Origin of the sequence: Nocardia sp. NPDC051832, assembly GCF_040681285.1 — a bacterium.
Lineage (GTDB): Bacteria > Actinomycetota > Actinomycetes > Mycobacteriales > Mycobacteriaceae > Nocardia.
In genome coordinates this window covers 2,619-27,147 of the sequence record NZ_JBFAYL010000011.1, presented here as the reverse complement: position 1 = coordinate 27,147, position 24,529 = coordinate 2,619, and the positions used below count along the sequence as shown (strand labels likewise).

The following is a 24,529-nucleotide window of genomic DNA, read 5'->3' as shown; positions in this document are numbered from 1 at the left end:
CTGCCACTGTTCGACACCGGCGCGGAGTATGCGCCGGACGCATACGACTTATGCGTGCGACGCTGTGCTGCCCATCAGTGTCTCGGTGCATGCTGAACCAGTGGAAACACGACCACTGCTCAGGCGCGATTACTCGGCCATGACCTCGGCGTGCGCTGAGTGGCCTAGCAGTACGTGCGGTCGATGGCAACCCCTCAACTTCGCCGCGAACTTGAGAAGAACTTGGGGGGCTTCTTGAGGTGTTGGTCTCGGCAGTGCTCCGCAAGGATTGAGAAGCCCGCCGTCGTGGCGGGCAACGGCTTGCTCTCAGTGTGGGGGTGCGCCGCTATGGTCCGTTTACCGTTGCTCGGCAAGGGCGATGGGGCCGTCCATCTTCGATGCTGGCGGTGCATTCGACAGAACAGCCCGGGAGGCATATGCGTTCACCCGTCCCTGACGACGGTCTCCAGCGGAGAGAGGGCACTGCCGATGGTAGTTGGGCGCGAAACTCGTACTTCTATATGAGTTTTCAGCCGGGTGGTCGGCAAAGATGTTGAGGTGTCCAGCCGCACAGCCGAAGTCGCTACCACAATCTTCGCAACTTGGGGTGTTCGCGCGTGTGGGCGGGAGAGTTGTCGAAAGTTTTGCTCCAATAAATGCGGCTCGAACCGGCCCACAAAAGGGCTGGTGAGGGCGCTGACCTGACCTGTTCGTAGCAGGCCAGGCCAGCTGATGTCCGTCTGTCCCGTCTGAAGGAAACATTGGAACAAGTATGAGAGTAACCAAGTCACAACGTTGTGCTCAGGAATGGGTTTCCCGCGTGTGCACCCACCACGTGCACCACGATGAAAATACCTGGTCACCCCCACAATTGCGGAGTGCGGTGAAGTGTCCATGCCCCCGGTGAACCCAGCGCGCGGCAGCGATGTGATGCGCTTCGGTCGCCTGCAGCAGTGGACCAGTGTGGGCCTGGCAGCCAGCGTGCTCACCGCCGTCCCGGCCGCACCCTGGGACACGGTTGTACAGCAGAGCGCGTCCTGGTCAGCCATTGTCCTGGCCGGGTACCTGGTCCTCGATCGAGGGATCCGCGTGGCGTTGTCGGCCAAGCGCGGTATCTCCATCTCGATCCGGCTCGGCCACACCGATGCACCAGGATCCGACGAGCTGGCCGCGCGCCGGCGACCACTGTAGCCCGTCAGGGGGTCCGGATATGGCCTAGCTGTGCCATCTCATGCGGCCGATGGCCGGCGGCGGAGTGGTCATTCCCCGTGTCTCCCTGTCGGTTTCGGCGCTGTCGGCGCTTGGGACCCGTAGGTTGAGGTGATGGTGGTGGCATCACAATCCGGGCGGGCGCAGTGGCTTGCGAATGACGCGTATGACGCACTGCAAGAAGCGATCCGCGTGTCGTCCGAAGCGGTGGCGAACGGCACCCATGTCGATCCGCGCACAGCTGCCGAACTCGTCCAGCGATGGCATTGGGTCAACGGGCTCCAACGCCAGGCCGAGATCCACGCCCGACTGGCAGACATCGTCGACGACGACTGACCACCCCGTGGCCGTCGCCCCGACCGGATTGGGGACCAGCCCTAGGCCGCGGCGGTGAGGGTCAGACCGGTCTGTGCCGCGAGCTGGGCGAGCAGGTGGGTGCGCAGGGCGTGGGCGACGGCGGCGGGGTCGGCGGGGATGTAGCCATCCTCGACGGGGCCGCGGCCGCCCTGGGTCTGAATCTCGAGCAGGTCGCGTAGCTGCTCGGCGGTGGTGGTGGCGTCCTCGGTGTGGTCGCGCATGGAGATGAACATCGAGGTGCTGGGGGTGCCGAATGCGAGGGCCAGGACAGCGTCGAGCAGCTGGGTGGCGTTGGCGGTGATGGCGGGGGTCAAATCCTGCATTGTGGTGCCCTTCTGAGAGTTTCGGGCGGGGACCAGGCGTTTAGGCGACGCCCGGTCCCGTTTCGAGGTAAACCCATATTAGACTGTTAACAGTCTAGCCGTCTAACTTTCCGGAGAATTTATCTCGCGCATCTTTGGTCACCGCCCCACCCCGCAGCTGAACGGCGCGCAATTGCGGGTCGTGGTGGGGGAGCTGGGCGAGACCGGCTCGGCGGGGTTGGTGAGCAGGAACACCACCCAGATCAGCCCGGTCAGCAGCGAGACGACCAGGAACAAGGCGAGCACGGGCACTGTGGCCAGGCTGCTCGCGGTCGCCCTGAGCAGCTGGCGTTCCAGCGATCTGCTCATGACGCTTGCCTCCGCGGTTCGCGCACGTCACCGAGCTGGTAGATCACCGTGGGCCCGGCGGCGGCTTCGCGGCGGCCGCAGTCGGCACACACCATCTGCGGCCCGTGGTCGGTGTCGACCTCGTCCAACGGCGCCAGGCAGTCGGGGTTCGTGCACAGGATGTCAGTGCCGCGCTTCATGAGCGGACCGCCTCGGTGGTGGTCGGGCAGCCGGGTTCGTGGCACCAGTTGATGCCCGTGCAGCTCAGGCAGCCACCGTTGGCGGGGTCGGCGAGCCAGCTTCCGAATTCGGCGTCGACACGCACGATCGGCTGATGATCGGGGTCGCCGACCGCCTCGGGGTTGAGGATCTGGGCGGGCAGCGGGATGGCGGGGTAACTCATTTCTTTCTTCTCCCTTTCTTCTCAGGGGCAGGGGCTGGTGTGACCGACCGGGATGGACTCGGGTGCGGCCGGCAGCCACGGCATCCGGGCAACGATTTCGAGGTTCACGACGTCGTCGCCGACGGCATGAGGTGTCTGCGTTCAGGCGGCGCGCTCGAGCAGTTCGCGCGCGAGCTTGGGGTTGTGGCCGCTGTTGTAGGCGGCCAGGACCACCAGGGCGATGTATTTGCCGACGGGCCCGTTCTTTTCGATCTCGCGCAGGGCGACGGCGCGGCCTTTGAGGGTGCCGGGCAGGAAGTCGACGAGGACGTCGACCAGGCGGCGATAGTCCAGGCCGGCGTCGCTGTAGGTGTGCAGGAACAGCGACAGCCCGGTGACGAGCGGGGCATCGACCGCGTCCAAGCGCCGCCCCCAGGCCTGCAAGATCAGGCGCAAGGTGTTGCCGAGCAACAGGGTGCCGCCCAGGCGGCACACCCGCTCCAGGGTCGCGGTGCAGCGGATGTTGCCGTCGGTGGGGGTCATAGAGATCTTCAGCCCGACACTGTCGGTGACAGCTTTGATGTCGAGCACGACCAGTTCGCCGGCGGCTTCGCGCGAATGCCAGCGGTCCCAGGTGGTCAATCGGCGGGTGTTGGCGTCGATTTGGTGGAACAGGATCGCTTCCTGGGTGACCGAGAGACCGGTGCGGACGTTGGCGACCATGACCGCGCCCGGGTCGCGGCGTCCAGCGGCGGCCCAGCGATGCTGGCCGTTGATCAGCGCATAGCGGCCCTGCGGGTGGCGAGGGCCGCGGTCGGAAACCTCGACAACACCGACCAGGCGGCGATCCCAGTTCTTGACCATGTGCCGCACGCGCGGTAGATCGAGCTCGCGCTGATAGGAGGGATCGACGAACATCGCGGTCACCGGGATGGCGTCGACGAAAACATCCGGGACGGACAGGGTTTCGGGTCGGTCGAGCAGGGCGGTCATCTCAGGCATGAGGGTGGTTTTCCTTGCGCTCGGGCGGCCCGGTGGATGCGGGCCTGGGAATCGGATCGGGCGGTGAGCAGGCGGGCGCGCGGCGAGTCGGCGACCAGCTGGGCGCCGAGCTGTTGCTCGGCGGCTTCGGTGCGGGCGCGCGCGGCGGCGCCGCGGATCCAGCGCCGCCAGCGGTAACGGATCGGCCAGTTCATCGCGACGCCCGCCCGTTCTCGGCGGCGGCCGCGTGCTGGGCGAGGACGGCCACCAGTTCGACGTGGAGCTGGTGGGCTTCGGCGATAGCTTCGGCTTCCCAGGCCGGAGTGGGTGTCATGGCCTGGCACGAGCACGACCCGATCCACAACGCACGCCCGCTGGTGTCAGGCACGGGCTGCTTGTACAGCGTGTGTTCGATGGTGGTCATCGGTCTTCCCTTTCCTCGGAGTCCGGATCCCAGGGGTCAGTAGGTACGCACATCAGGCCGCCGCCACGCGGATTGTCATGGCGGCCCGCGGGATTGGGTGCCACGGTAGGACCGCGTGGTCCAGGCCGACGTTCTTCCCGCGCCGGGCGGCGCGGCGGCCGCCGGCGGCTCATCGGTCTTCTCCGGCGTTGAGCTCGGCGGCGCGGGTGACGGCGACACGGGCCGCGCCCAGTGCGCCGCTGATGGCGTGGCCCAAGTCCTCGTCGCCGTGGACGCGGTAATGCACCGCGGCGATCGTTTCTGCAAGGGCCAGCTGCTCGCCGAGCTGGGCCAGCATCGAGAACAGCCACAAGAACCCGCCGGCTTCCCCGTGGGTGATGTCCAGGTACGGGCGCAGCACCTGCGGCAGACCGGCGCGCGCCAAGCCATGAAATCGGCGCAGGCCTTCGCCGTCGTCGTCGACGGCCTGCTCCTCGAGGCCTTCCAGCGCGGTGCCGAGTTGGTGGGCGGCGTGCGCGGCCTTCTGGGCGGATTCAAGGGCGGTACCGGTCGATCGCAGGCCGCTCAGCAGCCTCAACAGCGCGGCTCCCAACGCGCTGAGGTCACCAGCGGCCAGGATCGGCAGCTCACGAGCGGTTTGCTCGGCGTCGCGGGCTTCGATCAAGTTCTGCAGTTGCTCGCCCGGGTCGGGCGCTTCGGGTGCGGTGAGGAACGGAGCCAGGGCGTTCATCGGTCTGCTCCTTCACGCTCGAGCCGTGCCCAGGTCTGTCGGGCTTCGATGATCCGGTGGTGTTCCCATCCGGCGCGGATCGTTTCGATCTGGTCCAGGCCCGCGTGCAGTTCGGCGGCGCCCAGGTCGTGATCGGCGGCCGCGGCGGCGAGTGCACCGGTGAGGCGGCGGATGCGCGCGAGGTCGGTGTGCAGCTGCGTGTTCCAGTCTGCGGAGATGGTCGTTGTGGCCATGGCGGGGGAGCCCTTCTGGGAGAACCGGTTTGGGTCGGCTGTGGTGGTCATCGGGGCACTCCGGCGGGTTCGGGTATTTCGTCCCAGAAGCGGCCATCGAGCTCGCGGCCGGCGGACTTCTTGCCGACGCGCCACACCGCGCACCAGCTCCCGCCACCGGCCAGGGCGGTCTGTTCGTCGCCGATCTGGCCGTCGCTTTCGCGCACCCACGCGGCGGGATCGGCCCATTCCCACCGGTCACCCACGGAGCGGGAACTGGCGAATTCGCCGTGCTGTTTGAAGAAGAACGGCACAGGCGCCGCGGTCTCGGTGCACTGGTCACGCAGAGCACGCGCCCAATTCGGGTGCATCGGACGGGCTTTCGGGCCGGACTCACCGCCGACGATCAGCCAGTCGATCCCGGTCAGAGTGCCGGGGATCGTGGTGAGGTCGATCGGTCCCAGCAGCGGCTCCGCGGAGACGAAACGCACGGCCGCCGGGGTGGCGAGCAGGATCGGGATCCGCAGGTTCGCCCACTGCTGGGTTTCGGTGCTGACACCGAGCCAGACGTTGCGCAGCGGCCAGGTGAAGGTCCACTCGCCGTCGTAGTTGCCGGCGTAGCGCTCCTGGACCTCCTCGAGGAACCACAGGTCCGCCAGCAGCGCCCGCATCCGGGCGGGACGCTTGGTGAGGATCTGGAAGGTGTGCCGCGGCGCGAGGGCCATCGCCGTGAACACCTGCGCGATGAACACGTCCGGCACGTCGTCATGGAACAGGTCGGACATGCTGTTGACGAACACCATCTGCGGCTTGCGCCAGCGCCGCGGATGCTCGAGGCGCTCCGGGTGCAGTTCCACACCGGTGCTCGCGCCGATCTGCGGGCCGTCGAACCACCTGTGCGCCATCCGCATCGGCGGCTGCCGCTCGATGAAGCAGTCCAGACAGCCGGGCGAGACGCGGGTACAGCCGGTGACCGGGTTCCAGGTCCGCTCGGTCCACTCGATACCGGTCATCACGGCTCCTGATCGGGGTTAAGGCACATGGCGACGTGCACGGCGTAGATCAGGTCATCGATGGCCCGCCCGAAGTGCGGGGCGAACAGGAACAGCGGGTCGCAGAACGTCTCGCCGTCGCCGAGGAGTTCGGCGCGGGCACGCTGCGCGCGGTCAGCAAGGACGGCGGCCTCGGCGAGGGACTCGCGGATGGTGGCGATGAGCTCTGCCCGGCGCGCCGTGGTGGCCAGGGTCATGACATGCCTTTCGTGGAGAGCGGATTTCGGCTGCTGGTGGATGCCGGGCTCTCGATGAGGTGGTGGGCCTGGCGGAGCACGCTGGCGGCGAATTGCAGGTGCGCGCCGACGTTGCCTCCGACCTGGATGGATTCGGTGGTGCTGTTGAGCGCGAGGTTGATGGCCCAGGCGGCATCGGCGCGGGCGATCAGTTCGGCGGCCGCGGCGAGCAGATCGGTCAGGCGCGGATATCCGGCCTGGTCGCCGAGTAGCGGCCGGATCAGGATCGGCAGGCGCTCGCGGAGCTGGTCGACCGAGATCGGGCCGCCGAGATCGGCGAGCGCGGTGAGCGAGTCGGCGACGCGGTCACCGGCCTCGGAGGAGCACACCAGGTCCGCGGCTGCCGGGGTGTGCCCGACGTGAGCGAGGACTTCGGGCAGGAGTTTGGCCCAGGCCGCCAGGTCGAGGGCGGCCTGATCACCGAGTTCGGTTCGTCCGGCGCCGGGGTAGTAGGTGGTCATGAGCGGGCCTTCCTCGGGGTGATGCCACAGAGCGGGCAGCGCCGGGATGCACCGCCTGCACGTTTGAGCTGGCGTTCGCGGCCGCGGGTGCCTTCCCAGGTGCGGGCGAGTTGCCAGGTGATGCCGTGCTGACCGATCACGCTCATCAACCGGGCGCCGCGCCCGGCGCGGTGCTCGTCGAGGCGGGCATCGAGGTCGCGGGTCCAGCCGGTGTAGTGGCGGGCGTGGGCGAACGGGCTGTCGAAATGCAGCAGGTAGACCGTGCCGACCTCGTCCTTTTTCGTGGTTCTCACTGTCCGTCCCACTCGTCGGCGGGCGGGGCGGGCAGCAGGTGGTGCAGGTTTTCCGGGATCTGGGCGCGGATCTGGGCGCACAGCTGGACGCGGTCGAGAGGATGGTCGCCGGATTCGATGAGGCTGCTGCCCAGTTCGTAGGCCTGGTCGGCGAATTCGTTGACCCGCTCCAGCAGCGTCTCGGGATCCTCGAGCGCGGCCAGGGTGGCAAGGAATCGGGTTGTCGTGGCGGCGAATTGGCCGCTGACCGCGGCGGTGGCGGTGGCCGTGCTGGGGGTGGCACAAATGCGGACGTTTGTCATCAGGTGTCCCTTCCAGGGAAGATTGAGGCGGGGACCAGGGATTTAGGCGATCCCTGGTACCCGCCCTTCTTTCAGAGGCTGAGCAGTGCGCCGGTGTCCACCAGCTCGCGGCCCACGCGCGACCGGTCGATCCCCGGAGTCTGGGTTCGTGCGGGCGGCACCGAGGTGAACGCGTCAAGCAGGTCGTCGATGAAGGCCGCGAGGTCCGCGCGGGTGTGCAGACTCCGGGCCCGGCGGCGGACCTCGTCGCACAGAGCAGCGGTTTCCTCGTCGGCGCGGGTGCGGAACGGGTGCAGGAGCGTCATCGTGGTCACCGGGTCTTGGTGGTGTCGGCGACCAGGTCGGCCGGGCGCCAGGGGCTGGTGGTGAGGCCGGGACGCACGTTGCGCACCATCAACCGCAGGCGGTAGTCGCGCCGGCGCGCCCCGAATACGGTGCGGGCCTGCATGGTCACGTCGAACATCTCGTTCTCCGCGGCCTCGCGGCTGTGGAAGACGCTGGGGGAGCGGCCGTCCGGGTCGGCCAGGCGCAGCGAGAGCTTGCGCCACCAACGTCCGCGGGGCAGCAGAATGGCGAATTCCTCGCGCAGCTGCGTCGGGACGAAAGCGGCGTGCATCGCCTCGGCGACCGCGTCGACGAGCGCGGGCAGCGTCTCGGGAGCGGCGGGGGTGAGGGTGGTGGTCATGATTTTTTCCTTTCGAGGGATTTCTTTCCTTCAAGACTGCTAGCAGTCTGGAAGTTTCTAGGCGGTGTCTTCGCCGTTCGCGTCGTCGAGCTCGTTGCCGATCGCCTCGGCCAGCGCATCGGCCTCGGCGAAGACCGCATCGACCACATCCGCGTCGTCGCTGTCGTCGCTGGAGGGCAGGGCGCGCAGCCGTGTGGGTACCTCGCCGTCGGGCAGCGCCGGGGTGGTGCGGCGTGGACGAGAGGCGGTGAATTTCTCGGCGGCCTCACCGCCGGCGGCGCCGTCGACCTCGAACTCCCGCGCGGAGGTGTAGGCCTCGACCTGTTCGGCGATCCGGTGATCGAACAGCGGGTAGCGCGCGGCGGCGGCCGCGAGGTCCTCAGGGGTGACGTAATAGGCGCGCACACGCACGATCTGGCTGCTGCTCTCATCGACCACAAACGCGATGCCCTGGGTGCCGCGGTCGGGAATGGAGGTGTTGTGCGCGCCGCGCTCGATGGCGTGGTGATCGCCGTAGGTCATGACGACCTGCTCGGGGGAGGCCATGCGCATGCCGATCCGGATCTGGAACAGATCGCGCAGCATCCCGAGGATGGCCTTGTTGCCGAGCTGGGTGTAGGCCGACACCGAGACACCGATCGCGCGACCCAGGCGCATGATCGAAACCAGCAGTCGCAGAAGCTCTTTGCGGGTTTCGGGGTTGTCGAGCAGCTCGGCGAGCTCATCGATGATCAAGTGGTACAGCGGCGCGTCCGTGGTCGGGACATGCTTGTCCAGGCCGCGGCGTTCCATCTCGCGGCCGCGCTTCTCCACGACCTCGTAGCGCAGCCAGCGCAGCACCCGGGCGCCGTTGTTCTCGCTGGTCGCGGCGTAGTGCAGCAAGCCCTTGGCCTTGGCGGCTTCGATGCCGAACTTGAAATCCATCATGATGTTGACGATCAGGCCGTCACGCGCGGCGGGAGCGGTCGCGATCAGCGCGGAGTGCACGAAGCCGGACTTGCCGGCACCGGGGACGCCGACGCCGAGCCAGTTGCGTTCCAGCAGCGGGACCAGCCAGAATTCGCCGTCGTCGCCCAGGCCGGGGTTGAGCTTGGTCAGGTCGACCGGTTCGGCCGGGATCGGCACCGGGATCGCCTCTTCGAGCGGGTCGCGGGTGCGTACGTCCAGGCAGATCAGCTGGCCCTTGTGCTCGACCACGCGCACGCCGTCGACGTCGAGGACCGCGGTCAGCTCTTCGAGCTTGGCGACGTACTGCTTGGGGGCGTGGCCGGGCAGCATCCGCAGCCGGATCCGCGCGCCGACGGGCACCGGCCACACGCCCTCGTCGGGCGGGTAGGAGTTCAGCGACGGCTCCAGGGTCGGATGCGCGCCGGGCTCAAGGCCTTTCGGCATGACACCGAGCCCGACCGAGGACCACAGCGACACCGCCGACCACGGGTCGGTCAGGCGCCGCACCACGTGCTGGACCGACCGCGGGAATCCGGCCAGCCATTCAGCATGCGCGGCGGCGGCCGCCGCCTCGAGCCGGGCCTCCCGCATCTTCTCCGACAGCTTCGCGGCGATGATCGAGACGGCAACCACGACGGCCACCACGGCGATCACCACAACACCGGCGGTGCCGAACCCCAGGTAGGCGGTGGCGATGATCAGGTAGGCGATACCGATCCCGGCCAGCAGGCCAACGATTCCGAACTCGTTCATGCCGCACCGCCCCGGCCCAGCACGGTCACCGTGGCCAGCTTCTCGGCGCGCGGCCAACGGCGGGTGCGGGTGAGGAGGAGGTCGATCTGGGTGGGCCGGTTGGCGACCAGACGCAGGTGGGCGGTCTGTACCCCGAGCGAGCGAGCCAAACCGTGTAGCGCGGCAGCGAAGTTCGCGGGGGTCTGCCCGTCCAGCATGCGGATCCGGGCCACCTCGGCCGCATGCCCGCTGTTCACCGAGATCAGCTCCGGCAACCGGACCTCACCGGGGCGTTCGACACCGAGCCCGGCGTCGATGACCGCGCGCTGCCACCGACGCCGCAACCGCAGCCACCGCAGCCCGCGCCCGCGAATGAACGCCAGCATCGCCAACGTCGCCAGGATCGCTGCGATGACGACCGCGGCCCCGAACAGCGCCGCGACCGCCGCGTCGGTGAGCCGGTTGCCCAGATCCGCCGGCCACATCGGGTAGCTCAGGATCGCCAGCGCGACCGGGGTACCGATCAGCATGAACGCGTCGGTGCCAGGCGTGGCCTTCTGCGCGGCACGCCGCTGCTGTCGAGAAGTCGATGAACGTTCCGCTGCCATGAGACTCACCCACTGCGCTCTGGTTAGTTACTGTTCTAGTGCACCATAACACCGGACTAGCTGAGACGCTACAAGACCGGTGAGACTGGCTCCATACGTGCACGTCCGCAGCTACGCTGAACAGGCACTTCTTTGAAGTCCAATCCCCTTGCGGTGCAAGGGGATCTGGTCGAGTGCACGACCCTGGGTGAAACGGTATTCGCAGGTCAGCTGGGGCGGAACTCATTCAGAATGGGGCTTTTTGCCCTTCAGGAGCCCAAATGGCGGTCAAAACGGCTGAAAGCCCTATTGAGAATGGGGGTGGCCTGGATGGCCGGATCGCCGGGGCTGTCCTCGCCGCGATCCGACGCGAACTGAGGTTGGGCCAAGAGCAGTCCGCAGCGCGACTCGGAGTTGCCCTAAAGACATTTCAAGCTTGGGAACGAGGCCGAATCCCTATAACGCGTTTGCCATACGCGCGTCTGCGCCAAATCAGCCGCAGCCTGTTGGCCTGGGGTGCCGCACCCGATCTACTGATTGCGTGGGAAACGGCGCTCACTGCGGACGATATTCTCGCCGGCCTTGATCAGCACACACCGAACCTGCACCCCCTGGGCATGACGGTGCCGGACCGAACTACTACCGAAATGCTGACCTGGCCCCTGACTGGCGCCACACCACGTTGCCTCCGCGGAACGTCAGCTGTCCTGAGCATCACGACAGACCAGCGAGCTGAGACCGCAGCTCACCTTCAGGCGCTTGCCGAATCCGCGCCAGATGGGGAACGAGGGGCAATGCTGCGCAGGCAGACAGTGTTTCTGGTTGCCGAGTACGACGCCGTCAATGCCGACACCGGGTGGGCGGCCGATCAAATTCGTCAGGCAACTCGCACTGTTGATCTGGGTCGCTGGTCGCCGGAATGGGCTGTTGCTCGGTCCGCCGCAGTTCGAGCCGCCAGCGACGGTGACCTCGAACCATTGCAACGATTCGCTTCCAACGGTTTGACCACCTCCGAAACCGAACTCGCGAACCTCCGCTACTGGGCCTACTGGGTTGGCGAGTGTCCCACCGCATGGGCTTCGGACGCGGATATGGCGCGCCCGGAGTCTGACGCCTGGTGGTCAGGGGAAATTCTGTTGCCATCGTTGCTGAAAGGGGTAGTTTCGGCTCCCTATCGGGAGTTGTGCGCTCACTCGCTTTGGGCGCTGGCTCGGGCCCGTCGAACACTTGTGACACACCCTCGGTGGGCGGCAGCTATCTCCGATACGGTCGAAAAGGCCACGTCCGGCGATGGCTTGTCCATGCAGGCACGGCAACGCCTGGAGCAAGTCCACTACCTGACAGGGAGCATGGGATGACTGCGGAGTCGACACACATGGTCGAATTTGCCTACGAGGTGGGCTTCCTCAAGCGACTGCCACGCACTGGGTGGTTGACTGCTGGAGTAGCAAACCCGGAATCCGTCGCCGAGCACAGCTTTCGTGTAGCCATCTTGGCCTTCATGATCGCCGCTTCAGAGGGCGCGGACCCGGAGCGCGCCGCAGTCCTGGGTTTGTTCCACGATTTGCCCGAAACTCGCATCGGTGATGTCCCCGCGGTCGGGCGTCCGTATGTGCAAACCGCTGCACCAACTGAAGTGGTAGCAGATCAGACAGCGAATTTGCCGTCGGACTTGGCGGAGCGGATCGGGGCCGCGATCGCTGAACACGAATCCGCTAAACGTCCAGGTGCAAGCACAGAATCGCTGTGCAGCCGTGATGCTGACAAGTTGGATCTCCTGCTGCAGGCGCGGGAATACCAGGAGCAAACAGGCAACATCGCCATGTCCGCGTTCATCGATTCGATGCTTCCGCTGTTCGCGACACACACTGGGAAATCCCTCGCAGAAGCGGCTATAGCGACGTCGCCTTCAACATGGTGGAACGAGTTCGCCTCCAAGTTCGGCACTCCGGCGGCCACAACCCGCCCAGTTCGCTCCGCTTGACCCCGTGCTGACTAGCACGATGTGAGCCAGAGGGGCGAACAAAGATGCACCAGTCCTGCCGACAACTTAATGTCGCCGAAGTCGTGAACGTTGATCACCTCGTCGGCCTCGCTGCGGAGGAAGGCGGCGTCACGATCGTGACGGGGTTTCCAGCATCGGGCAAATCCACTATCGCGCAGCGTCTGGCGGCGGACATCGATGCTCTGCTGATCGACAAGGACACCTTTGCCCCCGGCCTCGAAGAGTCGGTGATGTCGGAGCTGGTGGGCCGCCCACATGACCGAGATAGCGACACCTACCGGCGAGTGGTGAGCCCCCATCTCTACAAGGCGATCGTGGACCAGGCTTTCGCGGCTGCCCGATTCGCGCCAGTCGTCATCGACGCACCGTTTCTCGGTTTCATCCGCGCGGCCGCCGATCATGACCTACCGCTGGCTCAATACCTCGTCGAGCTCGCCAGCATGACCGCACCGCGGATCCGAACTGCTTGGGTGGCAACCGATCCCGCCCAGATCAAGGAGCGGATGATCGCCCGCGCAGCCGAACGCGATCTCGGCAAGCTTGCCGATTGGCATGCGTACCGCGTGAACGTTCTTGAGAACGGGACCGCCGAGCTAGCCCGCACCGCAGTCGACTTCCTCATCGCGAACTAGTAGCGCGGTACAACTGCCGGGCGTGCTCAGTGCTCGATGATCGTGAACCGCGCGGGTTGGAAGGACCGTCCTGGTGCTGACGTTCGACTGGGCACTCCATCCATCACCCTGATCCCTACATCGACCCTTCTGCACGGTGAACCGCGCCCCTGAGCAGTGGCTCCGACTGGTCGATAGCGGTGTGGACGATGCTGCCGACCTCGTACCGCTCGCGGATCTCAGCCAGTCGCTGGTCAATAGTGAATGTCTCGCCAGAGGGGCCTGTGATCATGTCCGCCCACCAGATGAAGTCGTTGGCAGCGTCAAGATCCTTATGGTCGGGCAGCTGGAAGGGGTCGAACAGCTTGTCGTCGAGGCCGCGAACTTGCGCCTCAACAACCGCAGCGGAGTGGAACGCGACTAGGTGGCACACTGTGGGGGAAAATCGGTGTGACACAAGAAGATTCGCGCCGTCGATTGGATGGAATCCTGTCTCCGGGTAGCCGTACCCCACATCGTGAAGGAACGCCGCGATGACCGCGTCCTGACGAATCCAGTCCGGGAGGCAGTGCGCGACGCTCCGCAGCTTTCGCCCGACCTCGAGCGTGTGCACGCGCCGAGAACTCGTCAACGGCGCCAGTAGCTTCGAGAACATTGCGTCCACGTTTGACACGCTAACCACGCAAGATGCGCGTTAGCCAGAGCTGGTCCCTGCCCAACCCCCATTCTCGATAGGGGTTTCTCTCGCACTTTGCCGTTGCGGCCGCGGAAAGGCCTCCAAAACCCCATTCTCAATGAGTTCCGCGGCAGTCGGGACGCTCGTAGCGTTACCGGTCGTGATCCTTAACCAGCGTGATCGGGGCGGCGAGCCGCACGAAGGGGATGCCGGACTCGGTGATGCCGCAGGTCAGCCGTTCTTCGGGCACGTCCCATTCGTAGGCGATGGTGCACAGGGCCGCGGTGAGCTTCTTCTCGGTCACGCCGGCCTGCGGCTCGAGCTCGAGAACGAGGGCGCCGGGGTCGTCGAGGGCGAGGCGGCGGATGCGCGGCAGGCGAGCGCGCCGGCGGCCGGTGGACGGCGGGAAGGCGGCGGCACGGTCGAACACGGTGGGGGTGGTGATGATGGCGTTGAGGTCGCACATGGTGGTCACTTCGGGCCAGGTCAGGTAGATGCGGCCGATCAGGCGGCGGTGTGTGCGCCAGGCGCGCAGGCTCGGCAGGCTCCAGCCGAACAGGAGGTAGGAAATCGTGTTGCGGCGCATCGAGTTTCGCTCCTGGTTCGGGCGGCTACGCATACACTAAATCTAGACTGCTATCAGTCTAGCCGTCTAGAGTTTTCGCCGAACTCGGTACAGCTTCCATTCCGTACGGCCGTCCCACTTGCTAACCCTTGCCATCTTCCGACACGCCGGTGCGGCGGTCGACAGTGAACGCATGAGCCGAGATTTGCGCCGAAAGGCGACGAAAAAGGACAAAAAGAGGACAAGAAGCACGTCCGGCACAGGCAAGGCTGGCGGCATGAACAGTTGCTCTTGCCCTGGTACACGTCGAGAGTCCGTGCTGCGGTTCGACGTGCGCGCCAGGCTGCAACTCCCGCCCGCCACGAGCGCGGCGCTGATCGGACTACTGATCGCGTTGCCGCTCATGATCTTTCAGCAGCAGGGTGCCGAGGGTGGTGTCACGGTGCGTGACGTTTCGCCGGCGGGTTCGGGTGATGATCGCACCGCGTGTGCGTGGCAGGAGTTGACCTCAACCGGTCCAGTGTTCCACTGTACTAGAACACGTGGGGTACTCTATTCCGGTGAAAGGAGATGACGAGATGACCACCATCAACGAAGCCTCCGGCATCCTGCCGTATCTGCAGGTCGTGGAGGAACTTCGTGAGCAGATCGCGGAGGGCGAGTACAGCCCCGGGGATCAGTTACCGTCGTCGAGAGAGCTGGCGAACCGGTACGGGATCGCGTTGACGACCGCGGTGAAGGTGATCGACGCGCTCCGTGACGAGGGCCTGGTCGAAACCAAACGCGGCCGCGGCAGTTTCGTGCGTTCGCGTCCGGAGCTGTTCCGGCGCGGCGCGAACCGGTACCTGCGCAGCCCTGAGGGTGTGGCGCCGAACCTGAAGGAGGCCAAGGCCGGCGGCTGGCACGACGAGGTGCGCGCCAAGCGCTGGCGGGCGGGAGCGTCGAAGAAGATCGCCGCACGGTTGGGGATCGCTGAGGGTGATCCGGTGACGGTGGCCCAGTACATCTGGGAGGTCGACGGTGTCCCGATCCAGGTCGGCACCCAGTACGAGCCCCTCGCTGTGACCGGCGGGACCGCGATCGAGGAGCCGGTCTCCGGTGAGCGCGGCCAGCCCGGCGTGGTGGCGCGCTTCGACTCGATCGGCATCACGATCGACCGCGTCGTCGAGGAGACCCGCGCGAAGAACCCGAACTCGCAGCAGAGCGAGCTGCTCAAGCTGGGATCCAATATCCCGATCATCGCGATCACCCGCACCCACTGGGCCGGTGAGCTGGCCGTGGAGACCGCTGATATCGCGATCCGTGGTGATCGCATGGTCATCACCACCACTCACCCGGTTCCCCCGCTCGACGACAATCCCGAAGGAGCGAAATGACATCCCCCGGTGGCGACTTGAGGGCCGCGCAGACCGGCGCCGCGCTGGAATACCTGTCCGACCTGCACGACATCGCCACCCCGCACCCTGAACGGCGCCGCGTCACCGACCCGAAGGCCGCCGCGGATCTGATTGCCGCCGAGACTGTTTCGCGCGTGCAGGCAGTCTGTGAGCGCTTCCCCGGGGACCCGGTGCTGCTGCTGTCGGGCGGTGTCGACTCGATCCTGGTGGCGGCCGCGGCCGTGTCGGTGGGCATCCGCCCACACACGATCACGGTGGCGACCCCCGACAGCAGCGACCGCACCGGCGCCAGCGCCGCGGCCGCGGCGCTGGGCTTGGCGCACGAGGTCGTCGAGCTCGATCACGCGACGATCGTGGAGCTGGCCGGTGAAGCCGTTGCGCGGCTGGGGCTTCCGGAGCTGTGGGAGGTGTCCTATGCGATTCCGCTGCTGGCCGCGGTCCAGTCGGTCGACGAGCTGGGCGCGATCGGGCCGATCCTGACCGGTGGCGGCGCGGACGCGATCTTCGCTGGCGGCCGGCCCCTGCACCACGACCTCGACTCCGCCGAGGCCACCGCGGAAATGGACCAGATCATCCGCACCGAGTCGGCCGCGAATTTCACCATCACGCGGTTGGTGCCGGATTTCCACGAGCGCGTCCTGCCGGCCTATGCCGAGAAGTTCGTGCACATGTTCCAGACGCTGCGCTGGTGGGAGCTTTCCGAGCAGCTCGCCGCTCCTGCCTTGTTCGGTGAGCGTGACGGGCAGCCGGTCGACAAGCTCGCGGTGCGGATCGCCGCCGAGCAGCTGCTCCCCGCAGCGGCCGCGCCGCTGGCGTGGGCGAAGAAGAGCCCGATCCAGCGATCGGCCGGGATCATGGGCGCTCTCACCGAGGTGGCCCGCGAGTTCGCCGCGGCTCTGCCGGGCGCGCAAACCTACACCGACCCGTTGACCGAGCCCGCCGACGCGGTGGCCGCGCGCCTGTTCCTGGCGCTGCTGTCCGACACCGACTACCGCCAGAACAGGAGCTGATCATGTCTGAGACCGATGTGACGAAGTTCGTCGCCCACTACAGTGCGCCGCAAGGTGATTCCTGGGACGTGGCGAAAGCCGCGTGGAATCAGAACGCCCTGGACGCGTGGCTCGCGGCTGCCCGCGAGCACGGCCTGGAGGTGACCGTGCGAGAAGTCCTGGACGGCAACGGTCTGATCGCCCGGGTCGAAGTCGGCGGTCAGGAGTACGGGATCCACCATTTGGGCCGGCGCATGGAATTGGAGGCGCGCCCATGGTGAACCAGATCGAGGACCTGCGTTTTCTGAGCGCGGCGGGACTGAGCGACGAAGAGCTGATCGAGCTCTACGAGTACCCGGCCGGCGCCGGGCGCTGGATCCGCGCGAACTTCGTCGCGTCGGTGGACGGCGCGATCGCCACCACCGGCGGCACCTCCAGCGGGCTGACCAACAGCCTCGATCAGCGGGTGATGAAGCTGCTGCGCGAGACCGCCGATGTCGTGCTCGTCGGCGCCAGCACCATCCGCGCCGAGGATTACATCGGGATCAGGTTCTCCGAGGAAGGCCAGGCGCGCCGCGCCGCGCGGGGCCTGTCGGAGGTGCCGCCGATCGCGGTGGTGAGTGGACGCGCCGATATCGCCCCGGATTCGCGGCTGCTGACCAACACCTTTGTGCCGCCGATCATCCTGACCACCGCCAGCGCGCCCGCCACCGCGAAGCAGGAACTGGCCGCGGTCGGCGCCGAGGTGGTCGAGCTCGGAGAGACCACCATCGAGACCGGCGCGCTGATCGCGGCGCTGGCTGAGCGTGGACTGTCGAAGGTGTGCTGCGAAGGCGGCCCTACGCTGACCGGGCAGCTGGCCGCCGACGGCGTCCTCGACGAACTGTGCGTGACCACGAGCCCGATCCTGCTGGGCGGCAACTCGATCCGGATCACCTTCTCCGACCGGCAAGCCTGGCTGCCGCTGCGATGCAGCCACATCCTCGCCGATTCTGATGGCACCCAGCTGGCGCGGTGGATCCGCCGCGACTCCGACCCCAACAGCGCACGTAGATAGGCCTTCTCATGCCGAACCACCAAGCAAACAGTCTTGAAGTCTACAATGCTAGACTGCTAGCTGGTGGTCGAGACCGGGCCGCCGACCCGAACACCCTGCGGCCCATCCCATCTCGCCAGAGGACAGCCCGATGAAGACACTCCCCCGCCTCACGAAGTCCAAGACGACCGCTGACGACGAACTGCTGGCCGGAGAACTCGCCACCCGTGTGCAGACCGCCCGCGAACGGATGGCCCACCAGTTCGACCCGGCCCTGATCGACGCGCTCTCCGAACGCGAGCTGCACGCCGACCGCGCCCTCGCCGAAGGCATCCGCGACCACAAACGCAACGAAGACCTCTCCCGCATCCAGAGCGCGGCCGCGGCCGCCGAACGGCTGCGCAAAACCACCGCCCGCCTGGCCGACCAGGAAGCCGCGGACCTGGTGACCGCCCGCGCCGCCATTGCCGAGCAGCGCCGCAAGCACTCCCCGCACGCCCGCCTGGCCTGGCTGCACCGCCGCCGCAACTGGGTACTGCGCGGGCTCATGCTGCTCATGGTCGCCGCCATGATCTTCTCCGCGGTCACGGTGCAGCAGAACATCGCGCCCGGCCTGGGCCCGGCCAACTTGATGTGGTGGCTGTCCTACACCCTCGAGTTGTTCATCTCCGGCATGCTGATCGCGATCGCGATCTCCGCCAGCGATACCGACGAATTCGTCGCCGACCGCCCCGACGCACACGCCGAGATGCGGAAAGTCCGCGCCGCCGAAATCGCGCTGCTGACCACCACCCTGGGCCTCAACATCTACCCCTACGTCCGCTCCGGCGACCTGTACAACACCGCCGTGCACGCGATGGCGCCGCTGTCGATCGGCGCCGCCCTCGTCGTCCACGAGGCCGCCTCGCGCCGCTACGGCCGCGCCATCGAGCGCGTCACCGCCTCGATCACCGACACCGAATCCGACATCACCGTCCGCCTGGCCGAACTGGCCCGGCTCACCGATCTGCCCGCCAGCGAAGCGCTGCGCGGCGAGGCCGACGCGGTACACCATCGCGCCGAGCGCATCGACGTCGCCGCGGCCGCACTGGAGCCGCGACCGGCCGCCGTGGACTACGACACCGATCAGTTCCCCATCCGTGACGTCCTGGCGCACGAGCTCGACGCTATGCGCGACGCCCGCACCACTGCGGGTTCCGAGCCCGCACCGACTAACTCCAAGGCTCGCACCGCGGGCACCTCGCAGCCCGCGCCTCGCACCAGTGCGGGCGCCCCGCACCCCGCACCCGCAGTAGATCCCGCACCCGCCGCCCGCACCCGCACTGGTGCAGGTGCGGGCCCCGCACCAGAAACCGGTGACGACCAGGCCGCCGAGACCATTTTCGCTGCTGAACAGACCTCTGAACTGCCGATGATGCAGGCCCGCACCGAAACCCCGCACCTGCTTCCCGCCGCTCCGGAACCGGTGTCGGCGGCCCGCACCAGCGTGACCTCGCCCGCCGAGCCCGCACCGGCACCAGCCGACACCGAGCCCGCACCGGCGTACACCAACTCCGCGCCGGTGGCCGCGGTGCGGCCCCGCACCAGCCCGCACCAGCCCGCACCGGCCTCTGCCGATTCGGTGCCCACCATCGCCCGCACCAAATCCCGCACCAGTGCCAGCACCGCGGCCGCCATCGCACGGCAGCCGGAATGGATGTCGCCGATCGTCGACCTCGCCGCCGAAGTGAAGGCCCGTGGCGTCGCCAAGAGCAAACCAGTCGAGACCGTCGCGGCCGTCATCACCGCGATCGACGCGAACGAGTCGAACAACGCCATCGCGAAAACGCCGACGACGAAGATGTCGCACAGCACAGTGGAATCCATCCGCCAGGCCGTCGCCGAGATCCGCCACGAACAGCACCGCGGCACCGGCGGGCGAGTGATCGAGCTGAGGAAGCAAGGGATCTGATGAAGGCGACAGCAGACAAGCCGTTCGACCCCGTACATGAGCTGCAGGTCATGCAAGACCTGATGACTCATGTGAAGGTGACCCTGTGTGAACTCCTGGAAACCGCGTCCCGTCTCTCTCGCGAGATCCACGAGACACAGGCCGAACTCCAACAGCGCCGGCCGGGAAACTCCTCAGCGTCGTCGACCTCCAAGCTCGCCGGTGCCAACAATTCTCACCGGCGCCGCAACGACACCGCCGTCGGCCCGTTCGCACGACCGCTGACCCAGCAGGCGGCGGCGAAGCTAGCGCGGACTGTGGTGCAGCGTGGCCTGTCTAAGCAGCCCGTCGACCTCCTCACCCAGATCTATGTCACCGCCTCCAACCCCACCCTGGACACCACGGCCAACTCGATCGCGACCGCGGTCAGCCTGCCACATTCCACAGTGGGCCGGGCCCTGGACGCAGCAGCCAAAGTCGCCGGCCCCCGAGCGATCAACTGAGCCACGGGAACTTAGGAGCCCCCATGCCGAAGACAGTGCCCGCCTCAGCAGCCCGACAGCGATACCTGGATTTGACGGTGCGCCACAACAGATCCGACTTGTTCGGATTCGTCCCCGACGACAGCGCCCCGACGCCGCCCTGGCCAAAAGAGGCGTGATGCAACACATCTCGAGCCCCGAAATGGCTAAGAAATTGCTGTCCAACGCGACCCGCGATCTGACGGCGTATGCGTGTCGAACTGCGAATAACAGGGTTGAATGTGCTGAGGTAGGAAGTTGGCAGGAGTCTCAAACCCCCGCCACTCAGTCAGGGAAAAAGGAAACCCGCCCTCTGGTGCGAACAGAGAACGGGCTGAACTTCCTTGACGCCCTAGCTCGTTCAGCGACAACGAGCCGGAGCGCGATAGATGACGATACAGGCCTACACAGACATGTGAGGCCCGGACCCGCCACAGAACGCGTGTCGGCTCTGACATCCCCAGGAAGGGGCAGAGTGTTCGACACCATGAGGCCGGCGCCGCAGCTGCGCGGCCCTCACCGCTCCCCGTTCGGGGAGTTCACACTCGCGCTGTCGAAAGACTTCGGCGTTGAATCCCGGGACAGTCGATCCGTGACGATCGCGTCCCGTTCCCGCCGCTGGCTCCAGCGCACCGCATCCGGCCCACAGAAGCCCGTAGGAGGTGGTTCCACCACTAGGTGAAACAACACCTGACCTAACTACATACCTCGCACCAGCAGGCTGAGCCACTCGCGGCCAAACGACAAACTCACCTGCTGCCCAAAAGAAGCCCCTTTGCGAAGCGGGTCCCTTTTGTTGTGCCTCCACCAGATACCTGAAGGCAGGTCTCATGTTAAAGCATGTCCTTGCACACTGTGTGCCAGGACGGGTCGATAACCCGGTCACAACTTGCACCGAACCCTTGTCTCCGCAGGTCGAACCGCCTTATAAGGCTGGTGATTCCGGCCCCGCCGACACGCTCACCGAGCAGATCAAGGCCCTCAACGCCACCCAAATCGGCAACTCGTGGTCGCTGCCGGTCCCAGAGGGCGCCTCCTCGAAAGTCCCCGTAGTCGCCGTGCGGGACTGGCTGTCGCTAGTCGGGCCGGCCCTGGACACCGACGACGGCCGCGCGGCCGTCGCCAAAGAGCAGACCGGCGCGGCCGCGGTGCTCTCCTGCGCACCGGCCATCGCCTCCTTCGCCGACTCCCACACCGGCCGCCGCATCACCGCCTCCTACGCCACGATGGCCGAGCAGTGCGAAAAACCCTCCCCCCGCACAGTCGGCGACACCTACTCCGAAGGCACTGTCCGCAAAGTGATCTACGTCCTGGCAGCTGTCGGACTGATGAAGCGCATCGACACCGGCCGCCACCTGAACCGGCTCGAAATGCGCGCCGCCCGCGCCCACCACGGCGGCCACCAGACCCACGTCGCCAATGTCTGGCACCTGACCACTCCCCGCCCCAATGCCGCGCCGGCGGCGGCCGCGCCCAAATTGCTTGCGCCGCGGCGCAAGTCCGCCAGCCTGAGCCGGATCAACCGCAGCGCGCACCGCGCTGCCGCAGCCAACTCGACCGAGGAAAAAAAGCCGGAAAAAAAGCTGGAAACGGCCCGCGCCGGCAACGCTGTGACCAGCAGCGGGCACCTATCTTCACCAACGTTAGTTGGTGAAGATCCTTACGTTGCTAACGGTTGTTTTGTTCCTCAGTCATCTCAAGTTGAGAAGAAATCACCAACGCGCGCGCGTAGCGCGCACGCGGGCAAGAATCTTCGACGAAAGGCGAAAAAGACCAGGTCACACCAGGATCCCTTCCCGCTGCATGTGCAGCAGGCCGGCGCCGAACTCGTCTCCGCGTGCCACGGCCTCGACCGCGGACAGTGGATCAATCTCGGTGCCCAGCAGTACATCCGCCGCCGTGGTTGGCACATCGGCTCCATTAACGCTGCCCTGGTGGAATTCGGCGTCGACACCGAACGCTTTGACGGTTACGCCATCGCCGCCGAGCTCACCCGCTACTTCACCGAAAACCGTCTGGCCTGGCCCAACCGCATCGCCAACCCGATCGCGTTCGTGCGCTGGGCCTTGGCTCAGATCGACTGGGCGACCGTCGTGAGTCCGACCGAGCCCGCGGTCACGCGCCACGCCCGCCAGCAACAGGAGGCCGCGCAGCGTGTACAACGCTGCCCCGATCATCCCCACGCCGGCCGCCGCCGGGATGGTGAGTGCTCGGCGTGCTTCAGTGAGAAATTCACCCCTGAAACGGCCGTGGAGCCCCATCAATCTGAGTTGCGGACAAGTCCGGGCAACCGCGACGTTCGCAGCCCCACGGGCGGCGCAGGTGCCCAAAAGCGGTCCGTGAGCGTGATCTTGGGACGCACGAGCCTCGAACAGGACCTGGCGGCCGCCGACGACGGAGTCTGCATGGTGTGTTCTGCGCCCGGAACCTTGCGCTACGAACTCCCGAAACCCATGCCGGTATGCGACCGATGCTGCGACAGCTTCGGGATCGGGGCCCTAACCGGCGAGTATGCGAGTGCGGACGTGGCAGTGTGACCCACCGGACCGGATCAGGACGCCGCTGCGGCGAGTGCTCGGCTTCCGCGGAGATCCTGGCTGTAACAGCCCCTCTCGGCCGCACGGTTACCCGTCGGACGGTACGACTCGGACCGCTCCGATCAATGGGGCGTCAGTATTTGGCGAGGAGACATTGCATTGAGTGATGAGAGCGAACTCTGGCGGCACAACCTCGGGCAACTCAGGTTCTTCGTGGAACTCGCACGGGAGAACGTCGAAGCCGTCCCCGCTTCCAAGGGCCTCGCCGAGAAGTCGACCAAAGAGACGTTGCGGCAGGCAGTGTTCCATCACCTGCTGGAAGAGCGCCAGCGCAAGGCGATCTACAGCCCCCAGCTCAGTGCCATCATCAAACCCGTACTGGATGCGGTGCCGGTGTTCCTCGACAAGCCGCTCACGACCCCGCAATTACTGGTGCAAGCCCTCGATGAAATCGATGTGCTCGCCGGTGAGGCGATCGAATCCATCGACAACATGCCCGACGAAGAAGAAGTCGAGCAGGTCGTCGAAGCGTTCGAGACCCGATACCTCGCCACGTTGGCCACCGCGCTGTCGGCGCACTTCACACTCGCGCAGAAGCTCGCCTCGCGAAAGCCGACCGACGGCGAGTACTTCGACGTGGGGCGCTACGTCTTCGCCCGCCATCCCGCCCCGGGCAGGGTGCATTCCACCGATCTGAACTACGCGATGGACAGTGGATCCGGGTCTATCAGCATCAAGCGTGGCCTGGTGTCCTACGAACGGTTCCCGCCGATCCAGATCATGACCTACGGGCAGTGGTTCGCCTACATCCACGCGATCTGGGACGAGTGGTATCGCCCGCGCCTCGCCGCGGCCTACTCCCGGCGGCTCGGTGAGGACTACCTGAAAAACGACATCAAGAGCGCGTTCATGGGGGAACTGAACAAGATCCGAAACGACGTCATCCACAACCGATCTCGCGTCAAACAGAGCGCTACGAACAAGATCCTGGACTGGGCGACTGATGATGGTCTGGTAGGGATGACCACCGAGCGGATGGTCGAGCTGCGCACGATGTTCCCCCGAGAGGAGCTCCTGACCCCACCCAGCCACGGCGCCGTCCCGACAGCGAAGAGTTTGCCGTGGACCGGGGACGTCCAGCTGATCGATTCCGTACAGCGGCGCCTCGCGGAGCTGGGCATGACCAAGCGTCAGCAAAAAGAGATCGGGGACGAGATGCTCCGACTGTGGCTGGCCGAGAATCCGACACCGGACAAGCCCGCACCCGCTTCGTCAGAGCACGAAAAGTAGTCAGCGACTGCCCCTGACAACCAGACCAGAGATCGACCGAGGTTCCGAAGTCGTGATCCGCTTACCGGTCCTGACCTTTCGTCAGCGTGACCGGGGTGTCGACCCGCAGGTACCGGGCTCCGGCGCCGGTGGTGCCGCAGGACAGCCGCTCTTCCGGCACGTTCCACTCGTAGGCGAACGTGCACAGGGCGCTGGCGAGGCGCTTCTCGGTCACTTTGGCCGTCGGCTCGATCTCGATCACGAGGGCGCCGGCGTCATCGGTGGTGATGTTGCGAATGCGGGGGGTGCGAGCGCGTGGTCGGCCGGTGGACGGCGGGAAGGCGGAGGCGCGATCGAAGATGGTCGGGGTGGTGACGATGGTGTCGAGTGCGCACATACTGGTCACTTCGAGCCAGGTCAGGTAGATGCGAGCGATCAGCTTCGGGTGGGTGCGCCATGCGCGCAGGGTCGGCAGGCCCCAGCCGGTGAGGAGGTAGGAGATCGTGCGGCGCATGGGAATTCGCTCCTGGGTGAGGCTGCTGCTTTCCGTATCTCGATTATAGACTGCTGCAAGTCTAACAGTCTAAGTTTCGCGAAAGTCAGCAGTTACGAGCTGCGGTGCAGCACACCGGATTCGGCGATGTTGCGCGCCTGCTCCCGGGGGGGGGGGGGGGGGCGGTGGTGTGGGGGGTGGCGGGGGGGGGGGGGGGGGCCGCGTTTAACGCCGGACCCCGGGGGTTCGACGGGCCCCCACCCCCCGGGCGTGTCTGTTG

34 protein-coding genes are annotated in these 24,529 nt (G+C 66.5%); 13 read left to right on the top strand and 21 right to left on the bottom strand.

Annotated features, from left to right (window positions below):
- Positions 1-867: 867 nt before the first annotated feature.
- On the top strand, positions 868-1,170 hold the full coding sequence (locus AB0M14_RS37840) for a hypothetical protein (RefSeq protein WP_365005107.1): 303 nt from the start codon (positions 868-870) through the stop codon (positions 1,168-1,170).
- Between the two features lie 132 nt (positions 1,171-1,302).
- Complete coding sequence (locus AB0M14_RS37835; RefSeq protein ID WP_365005105.1) at positions 1,303-1,524, top strand: hypothetical protein; 222 nt, start codon at positions 1,303-1,305, stop codon at positions 1,522-1,524.
- A gap of 41 nt (positions 1,525-1,565) precedes the next feature.
- Here the strand turns inward: AB0M14_RS37835 and AB0M14_RS37830 are convergent, their stop codons facing one another.
- From AB0M14_RS37830 to AB0M14_RS37745, 18 genes are all read right to left on the bottom strand, one after another.
- Complete coding sequence (locus AB0M14_RS37830; RefSeq protein WP_365005102.1) at positions 1,566-1,868, bottom strand: hypothetical protein; 303 nt, start codon at positions 1,866-1,868, stop codon at positions 1,566-1,568.
- A gap of 138 nt (positions 1,869-2,006) precedes the next feature.
- Positions 2,007-2,216, bottom strand: a complete 210-nt coding sequence (locus tag AB0M14_RS37825) for a hypothetical protein (RefSeq protein WP_365005099.1) — start codon at positions 2,214-2,216, stop codon at positions 2,007-2,009.
- Positions 2,213-2,395 (bottom strand): hypothetical protein, encoded by a 183-nt coding sequence (locus tag AB0M14_RS37820; protein ID WP_365005096.1) that lies wholly within the window; start codon positions 2,393-2,395, stop codon positions 2,213-2,215. Before AB0M14_RS37820 ends, AB0M14_RS37825 begins: the two co-directional genes overlap by 4 nt.
- Entirely contained in the window at positions 2,392-2,598 is a 207-nt protein-coding gene (locus AB0M14_RS37815; protein ID WP_365005093.1) for a hypothetical protein, read from the bottom strand. Before AB0M14_RS37815 ends, AB0M14_RS37820 begins: the two co-directional genes overlap by 4 nt.
- A gap of 141 nt (positions 2,599-2,739) precedes the next feature.
- Positions 2,740-3,579 carry a DUF6551 family protein gene (locus tag AB0M14_RS37810; RefSeq protein WP_365005090.1) on the bottom strand — a complete coding sequence of 280 codons (840 nt, stop codon included), beginning with the start codon at positions 3,577-3,579 and terminating at the stop codon, positions 2,740-2,742.
- Entirely contained in the window at positions 3,567-3,773 is a 207-nt protein-coding gene (locus tag AB0M14_RS37805) for a hypothetical protein (RefSeq protein ID WP_365005087.1), read from the bottom strand. Before AB0M14_RS37805 ends, AB0M14_RS37810 begins: the two co-directional genes overlap by 13 nt.
- Positions 3,770-3,982 (bottom strand): hypothetical protein, encoded by a 213-nt coding sequence (locus AB0M14_RS37800; protein ID WP_365005084.1) that lies wholly within the window; start codon positions 3,980-3,982, stop codon positions 3,770-3,772. Before AB0M14_RS37800 ends, AB0M14_RS37805 begins: the two co-directional genes overlap by 4 nt.
- A 169-nt stretch (positions 3,983-4,151) precedes the next feature.
- Positions 4,152-4,712 (bottom strand): hypothetical protein, encoded by a 561-nt coding sequence (locus AB0M14_RS37795; protein WP_365005081.1) that lies wholly within the window; start codon positions 4,710-4,712, stop codon positions 4,152-4,154.
- Complete coding sequence (locus AB0M14_RS37790; protein WP_365005078.1) at positions 4,709-4,996, bottom strand: hypothetical protein; 288 nt, start codon at positions 4,994-4,996, stop codon at positions 4,709-4,711. The genes AB0M14_RS37795 and AB0M14_RS37790 overlap by 4 nt, the downstream gene beginning before the upstream one ends.
- Positions 4,993-5,937, bottom strand: coding sequence for a phage Gp37/Gp68 family protein (locus AB0M14_RS37785; protein WP_365005076.1), 945 nt, complete (start codon positions 5,935-5,937; stop codon positions 4,993-4,995). Before AB0M14_RS37785 ends, AB0M14_RS37790 begins: the two co-directional genes overlap by 4 nt.
- The gene (locus tag AB0M14_RS37780; RefSeq protein ID WP_365005073.1) at positions 5,937-6,173 is read right to left on the bottom strand and encodes a hypothetical protein; all 237 of its coding nucleotides are present in this window, start codon (positions 6,171-6,173) and stop codon (positions 5,937-5,939) included. Before AB0M14_RS37780 ends, AB0M14_RS37785 begins: the two co-directional genes overlap by 1 nt.
- Positions 6,170-6,673 (bottom strand): hypothetical protein, encoded by a 504-nt coding sequence (locus AB0M14_RS37775; protein ID WP_365005071.1) that lies wholly within the window; start codon positions 6,671-6,673, stop codon positions 6,170-6,172. The genes AB0M14_RS37780 and AB0M14_RS37775 overlap by 4 nt, the downstream gene beginning before the upstream one ends.
- On the bottom strand, positions 6,670-6,966 hold the full coding sequence (locus AB0M14_RS37770; RefSeq protein ID WP_365005068.1) for a hypothetical protein: 297 nt from the start codon (positions 6,964-6,966) through the stop codon (positions 6,670-6,672). The genes AB0M14_RS37775 and AB0M14_RS37770 overlap by 4 nt, the downstream gene beginning before the upstream one ends.
- Entirely contained in the window at positions 6,963-7,268 is a 306-nt protein-coding gene (locus tag AB0M14_RS37765) for a hypothetical protein (protein ID WP_365005066.1), read from the bottom strand. The genes AB0M14_RS37770 and AB0M14_RS37765 overlap by 4 nt, the downstream gene beginning before the upstream one ends.
- 71 nt (positions 7,269-7,339) lie before the next feature.
- On the bottom strand, positions 7,340-7,582 hold the full coding sequence (locus AB0M14_RS37760) for a hypothetical protein (protein ID WP_365005063.1): 243 nt from the start codon (positions 7,580-7,582) through the stop codon (positions 7,340-7,342).
- The gene (locus tag AB0M14_RS37755; protein WP_365005060.1) at positions 7,579-7,953 is read right to left on the bottom strand and encodes a hypothetical protein; all 375 of its coding nucleotides are present in this window, start codon (positions 7,951-7,953) and stop codon (positions 7,579-7,581) included. Before AB0M14_RS37755 ends, AB0M14_RS37760 begins: the two co-directional genes overlap by 4 nt.
- Before the next feature lie 57 nt (positions 7,954-8,010).
- On the bottom strand, positions 8,011-9,654 hold the full coding sequence (locus AB0M14_RS37750; RefSeq protein WP_365005057.1) for a hypothetical protein: 1,644 nt from the start codon (positions 9,652-9,654) through the stop codon (positions 8,011-8,013).
- A complete protein-coding gene (locus tag AB0M14_RS37745) occupies positions 9,651-10,241 on the bottom strand; it encodes a hypothetical protein (RefSeq protein WP_365005054.1) in 591 nt (196 codons plus the stop codon). Before AB0M14_RS37745 ends, AB0M14_RS37750 begins: the two co-directional genes overlap by 4 nt.
- A gap of 260 nt (positions 10,242-10,501) precedes the next feature.
- On the opposite strand from AB0M14_RS37745, the gene AB0M14_RS37740 reads away from it, so the two are divergent.
- The 3 genes from AB0M14_RS37740 to AB0M14_RS37730 all read left to right on the top strand — a co-directional run bounded on the left by AB0M14_RS37740 (position 10,502) and on the right by AB0M14_RS37730 (position 12,857).
- Positions 10,502-11,578: a hypothetical protein gene (locus tag AB0M14_RS37740; protein ID WP_365005051.1), complete on the top strand. Its 1,077-nt coding sequence runs from the start codon at positions 10,502-10,504 to the stop codon at positions 11,576-11,578.
- Positions 11,575-12,204 carry an HD domain-containing protein gene (locus AB0M14_RS37735; RefSeq protein ID WP_365005048.1) on the top strand — a complete coding sequence of 210 codons (630 nt, stop codon included), beginning with the start codon at positions 11,575-11,577 and terminating at the stop codon, positions 12,202-12,204. Before AB0M14_RS37740 ends, AB0M14_RS37735 begins: the two co-directional genes overlap by 4 nt.
- Positions 12,205-12,287: 83 nt before the next feature.
- Entirely contained in the window at positions 12,288-12,857 is a 570-nt protein-coding gene (locus AB0M14_RS37730) for an AAA family ATPase (RefSeq protein WP_365005045.1), read from the top strand.
- Between the two features lie 115 nt (positions 12,858-12,972).
- On the opposite strand, the gene AB0M14_RS37725 is transcribed toward AB0M14_RS37730, so the two are convergent.
- The gene (locus AB0M14_RS37725) at positions 12,973-13,491 is read right to left on the bottom strand and encodes an HD domain-containing protein (protein ID WP_365005205.1); all 519 of its coding nucleotides are present in this window, start codon (positions 13,489-13,491) and stop codon (positions 12,973-12,975) included.
- A 172-nt stretch (positions 13,492-13,663) separates the two neighbouring features.
- A complete protein-coding gene (locus AB0M14_RS37720; protein ID WP_365005042.1) occupies positions 13,664-14,131 on the bottom strand; it encodes a hypothetical protein in 468 nt (155 codons plus the stop codon).
- Positions 14,132-14,655: 524 nt separating this feature from the next.
- Between AB0M14_RS37720 and AB0M14_RS37715 the strand changes: the two genes are divergently transcribed.
- From AB0M14_RS37715 to AB0M14_RS37680, 8 genes are all read left to right on the top strand, one after another.
- Entirely contained in the window at positions 14,656-15,453 is a 798-nt protein-coding gene (locus tag AB0M14_RS37715) for a GntR family transcriptional regulator (protein ID WP_365005039.1), read from the top strand.
- Positions 15,450-16,484 (top strand): asparagine synthase-related protein, encoded by a 1,035-nt coding sequence (locus tag AB0M14_RS37710; protein ID WP_365005037.1) that lies wholly within the window; start codon positions 15,450-15,452, stop codon positions 16,482-16,484. The genes AB0M14_RS37715 and AB0M14_RS37710 overlap by 4 nt, the downstream gene beginning before the upstream one ends.
- Before the next feature lie 2 nt (positions 16,485-16,486).
- Positions 16,487-16,744: a hypothetical protein gene (locus AB0M14_RS37705; RefSeq protein ID WP_365005034.1), complete on the top strand. Its 258-nt coding sequence runs from the start codon at positions 16,487-16,489 to the stop codon at positions 16,742-16,744.
- Positions 16,738-17,520 carry a pyrimidine reductase family protein gene (locus AB0M14_RS37700; protein WP_365005031.1) on the top strand — a complete coding sequence of 261 codons (783 nt, stop codon included), beginning with the start codon at positions 16,738-16,740 and terminating at the stop codon, positions 17,518-17,520. The genes AB0M14_RS37705 and AB0M14_RS37700 overlap by 7 nt, the downstream gene beginning before the upstream one ends.
- Before the next feature lie 130 nt (positions 17,521-17,650).
- A complete protein-coding gene (locus AB0M14_RS37695) occupies positions 17,651-19,450 on the top strand; it encodes a hypothetical protein (RefSeq protein WP_365005028.1) in 1,800 nt (599 codons plus the stop codon).
- Positions 19,450-19,932: a hypothetical protein gene (locus tag AB0M14_RS37690; protein ID WP_365005025.1), complete on the top strand. Its 483-nt coding sequence runs from the start codon at positions 19,450-19,452 to the stop codon at positions 19,930-19,932. The genes AB0M14_RS37695 and AB0M14_RS37690 overlap by 1 nt, the downstream gene beginning before the upstream one ends.
- Positions 19,933-20,852: 920 nt before the next feature.
- Entirely contained in the window at positions 20,853-22,487 is a 1,635-nt protein-coding gene (locus AB0M14_RS37685; RefSeq protein ID WP_365005022.1) for a hypothetical protein, read from the top strand.
- Positions 22,488-22,646: 159 nt separating this feature from the next.
- On the top strand, positions 22,647-23,777 hold the full coding sequence (locus AB0M14_RS37680) for a hypothetical protein (RefSeq protein WP_365005018.1): 1,131 nt from the start codon (positions 22,647-22,649) through the stop codon (positions 23,775-23,777).
- Positions 23,778-23,838: 61 nt separating this feature from the next.
- Here the strand turns inward: AB0M14_RS37680 and AB0M14_RS37675 are convergent, their stop codons facing one another.
- A complete protein-coding gene (locus tag AB0M14_RS37675) occupies positions 23,839-24,270 on the bottom strand; it encodes a hypothetical protein (RefSeq protein ID WP_365005016.1) in 432 nt (143 codons plus the stop codon).
- Positions 24,271-24,529: the final 259 nt, after the last annotated feature.

Excerpts from the sequence above, each read along its gene's own strand:
- AB0M14_RS37755 (WP_365005060.1), bottom strand. The coding sequence starts at position 7,953 with ATGACCACCACCCTCACCCCCGCCGCTCCCGAGACGCTGCCCGCGCTC.
- AB0M14_RS37735 (WP_365005048.1), top strand. The coding sequence starts at position 11,575 with ATGACTGCGGAGTCGACACACATGGTCGAATTTGCCTACGAGGTGGGC.
- AB0M14_RS37780 (WP_365005073.1), bottom strand. The coding sequence starts at position 6,173 with ATGACCCTGGCCACCACGGCGCGCCGGGCAGAGCTCATCGCCACCATC.
- AB0M14_RS37775 (WP_365005071.1), bottom strand. The coding sequence starts at position 6,673 with ATGACCACCTACTACCCCGGCGCCGGACGAACCGAACTCGGTGATCAG.
- AB0M14_RS37750 (WP_365005057.1), bottom strand. The coding sequence starts at position 9,654 with ATGAACGAGTTCGGAATCGTTGGCCTGCTGGCCGGGATCGGTATCGCC.
- AB0M14_RS37800 (WP_365005084.1), bottom strand. The coding sequence starts at position 3,982 with ATGACCACCATCGAACACACGCTGTACAAGCAGCCCGTGCCTGACACC.
- AB0M14_RS37720 (WP_365005042.1), bottom strand. The coding sequence starts at position 14,131 with ATGCGTAGCCGCCCGAACCAGGAGCGAAACTCGATGCGCCGCAACACG.
- AB0M14_RS37825 (WP_365005099.1), bottom strand. The coding sequence starts at position 2,216 with ATGAGCAGATCGCTGGAACGCCAGCTGCTCAGGGCGACCGCGAGCAGC.
- AB0M14_RS37690 (WP_365005025.1), top strand. The coding sequence starts at position 19,450 with ATGAAGGCGACAGCAGACAAGCCGTTCGACCCCGTACATGAGCTGCAG.
- AB0M14_RS37700 (WP_365005031.1), top strand. The coding sequence starts at position 16,738 with ATGGTGAACCAGATCGAGGACCTGCGTTTTCTGAGCGCGGCGGGACTG.
- AB0M14_RS37785 (WP_365005076.1), bottom strand. The coding sequence starts at position 5,937 with ATGACCGGTATCGAGTGGACCGAGCGGACCTGGAACCCGGTCACCGGC.
- AB0M14_RS37725 (WP_365005205.1), bottom strand. The coding sequence starts at position 13,491 with ATGTTCTCGAAGCTACTGGCGCCGTTGACGAGTTCTCGGCGCGTGCAC.
- AB0M14_RS37740 (WP_365005051.1), top strand. The coding sequence starts at position 10,502 with ATGGCGGTCAAAACGGCTGAAAGCCCTATTGAGAATGGGGGTGGCCTG.
- AB0M14_RS37820 (WP_365005096.1), bottom strand. The coding sequence starts at position 2,395 with ATGAAGCGCGGCACTGACATCCTGTGCACGAACCCCGACTGCCTGGCG.
- AB0M14_RS37710 (WP_365005037.1), top strand. The coding sequence starts at position 15,450 with ATGACATCCCCCGGTGGCGACTTGAGGGCCGCGCAGACCGGCGCCGCG.
- AB0M14_RS37675 (WP_365005016.1), bottom strand. The coding sequence starts at position 24,270 with ATGCGCCGCACGATCTCCTACCTCCTCACCGGCTGGGGCCTGCCGACC.
- AB0M14_RS37790 (WP_365005078.1), bottom strand. The coding sequence starts at position 4,996 with ATGACCACCACAGCCGACCCAAACCGGTTCTCCCAGAAGGGCTCCCCC.
- AB0M14_RS37715 (WP_365005039.1), top strand. The coding sequence starts at position 14,656 with ATGACCACCATCAACGAAGCCTCCGGCATCCTGCCGTATCTGCAGGTC.
- AB0M14_RS37835 (WP_365005105.1), top strand. The coding sequence starts at position 1,303 with ATGGTGGTGGCATCACAATCCGGGCGGGCGCAGTGGCTTGCGAATGAC.
- AB0M14_RS37745 (WP_365005054.1), bottom strand. The coding sequence starts at position 10,241 with ATGGCAGCGGAACGTTCATCGACTTCTCGACAGCAGCGGCGTGCCGCG.
- AB0M14_RS37705 (WP_365005034.1), top strand. The coding sequence starts at position 16,487 with ATGTCTGAGACCGATGTGACGAAGTTCGTCGCCCACTACAGTGCGCCG.
- AB0M14_RS37810 (WP_365005090.1), bottom strand. The coding sequence starts at position 3,579 with ATGCCTGAGATGACCGCCCTGCTCGACCGACCCGAAACCCTGTCCGTC.
- AB0M14_RS37815 (WP_365005093.1), bottom strand. The coding sequence starts at position 2,598 with ATGAGTTACCCCGCCATCCCGCTGCCCGCCCAGATCCTCAACCCCGAG.
- AB0M14_RS37830 (WP_365005102.1), bottom strand. The coding sequence starts at position 1,868 with ATGCAGGATTTGACCCCCGCCATCACCGCCAACGCCACCCAGCTGCTC.
- AB0M14_RS37805 (WP_365005087.1), bottom strand. The coding sequence starts at position 3,773 with ATGAACTGGCCGATCCGTTACCGCTGGCGGCGCTGGATCCGCGGCGCC.
- AB0M14_RS37765 (WP_365005066.1), bottom strand. The coding sequence starts at position 7,268 with ATGACAAACGTCCGCATTTGTGCCACCCCCAGCACGGCCACCGCCACC.
- AB0M14_RS37695 (WP_365005028.1), top strand. The coding sequence starts at position 17,651 with ATGAAGACACTCCCCCGCCTCACGAAGTCCAAGACGACCGCTGACGAC.
- AB0M14_RS37795 (WP_365005081.1), bottom strand. The coding sequence starts at position 4,712 with ATGAACGCCCTGGCTCCGTTCCTCACCGCACCCGAAGCGCCCGACCCG.